Genomic DNA, 2,022 nt, shown 5'->3' on the forward strand with positions numbered 1-2,022 from the left:
AAATCCAAACACCTCGGTACCACCGCTCATGGCCGATCCGAGCAGCACAAATTGGCCCTCATCACAAACGACGCGGATGGTTCGCACGATCGAGTTGCCACGCGATTGCGCCACCGAATCGGGCAACGCCCAGTCGCGTTTATTGGGTTTGACAAGGTTTGGATTCTGTGGCGGCGGACTGCCACCGATTTGCCCTTCGGCCGGCGGTTGCGATGAACCACCCGCTCCTGCGCTGCCACTGGACGCGCCACTTTGCGGCGATCCTGACGCCGAAGCTTGACCAGAGGCCTGTGATCCCGATGTCCCACCGGCGACGCCCTGCACGCCCTTGTCACTGCCGGTTGCAGTATCACCCGTTGCAGTATCACCGGCCGCAGTATCCCCCGGCCCCATCGCGGCGTAACTTGGCATCGTCAACCCCGCTTCGGAACCCGGCGAACGGGACGATTCACCCACATTTGAGTTGCTGCCGGTTTTGGTCTCGCCGCCCGAGCCAACATTGGCCGACCCAAGATTGGCACCGCTGGGCATTGACAACGACATTCCCTGTGGGTCGGATTTCGTGCCGCTTCCTATTTCTGGTTTGCCATGCGATTGATTTAGCAGTTCGCTGATTCTCGCGTCGCCCCCAGCCGAAGTCCGCAAACTCGGGGGATCGGTCGATGCAGACGTCTCCGCCCCCATGCTGCCCCCGCCGAAGCCGCCGGTCGCAGGATTACCAAGCAGCGACGATCCTGAGCCTGCGGATGCCATGCTCGACGCGGCATCGCCGTTCCCACCCTTGGTGTTGGGGTCGCCCAGCAACAATGTTTCTGCGTTTTGTTGGCCGTCGCTGCCGGACTGCCGCATCTCAGCCGCACTTCGCCGCATCTCATCTTCGAGTTGTGCGAGTTCTCGAGCACTGATCGCCGCCGATTGATTCGGTTCACTTGCCTGCGTATCGCGAGTCGCCTCGCGGCGTTGCGATTGCCCCGACCGATCCACGTTATACGGAGATGCCTTGCTCAGATCCCAACCGCTTGTCCGTACGCCACGCACCGATTCATACCCATTGGATTGAGCTTGCATATCAAGATCTTTGGCCGAGAGTGGACGCGGTTTCCCGGTTCGCTTTTCTCCGAACGCGATCACTTCGCGTGTTCCCGCGGTGCGTTGTCGTGCGATCGCGGATTGTATCGCCTCATCCATCCGGCTCTTCAGGTTGGAATCTGCGTTGGGGATCGCTAGCTCGACTTCATCGGGAATCAGTTCGACGCCAAATTGATCATCCCAATCGCCCAGCGCCATCCGCGACAAATGGTAGGACGCGTAGCCATCCGGACGAACGACCAGCAATGGGTAGGGCGGGACGTTATCACCATAGTTCTGCATCACATGATGGCGAGCGACACGGAGCGCCTCGTCCAGCGGATTGGATCCTGTTTGGGAATCACGAAGTCCTTTCATCGGAATCAGCGATCCCTCAGGCCAAATCACGAGTCCTTGCGCCGTACACTCGAGATAAATCGGGCGACGATCGGTCCCGTTGGGTCCTTTGTGCGGAACGATGACGATACGCGGTGACTGGCTTTGAACCTGTTCTTTCAGTTCAACCAAGGACTGCTCCTCGGCTTGCAATCGCTCGCGCAGCGCCGCCACGCTAGCCTCGTCGATCTGATCAGCCTGGGCTTCGCCGGTTGCCCGCTTGACTTCATCACTGAGCCGCTGCAACTCGTCGCGAATACGCCGTAAATGATCCTCGAGATGAGTCAATTGATCGCGGCGTTGTTCGACGTCGGCGGCCTGCGCATCACGAAACGCAACCAATTGCGACACGCGAAATGCTTCTTCGGCGATCATCGCTTCCACCGCCACAGCAGTTAACCCGCTGGGGATCGGCGATTCCGATTCTGCTTGTGCCACGTTCGCTTGGGTCTTGGCCTCTTCCTCGACTTGCCGCTTTACTTTTTGCGTTGAATCTTGAGCTACCAGAGCCAAAAACAGAATCAACGTCCCAAGGGTACAAACAAGAACAGCGAGAAA

The 2,022-nt window shown here is 58.9% G+C and carries 1 protein-coding gene; it reads right to left on the minus strand.

The window, feature by feature from the left end:
- On the minus strand, positions 1–1,989 hold a 1,989-nt coding region (locus ABX962_RS35390; RefSeq protein WP_372726355.1), incomplete at its 3' end, for a hypothetical protein.
- Positions 1,990–2,022: the final 33 nt, after the last annotated feature.

It is taken from the genome of Novipirellula sp. (assembly GCF_041583735.1).
Lineage (GTDB): Bacteria > Planctomycetota > Planctomycetia > Pirellulales > Pirellulaceae > Novipirellula.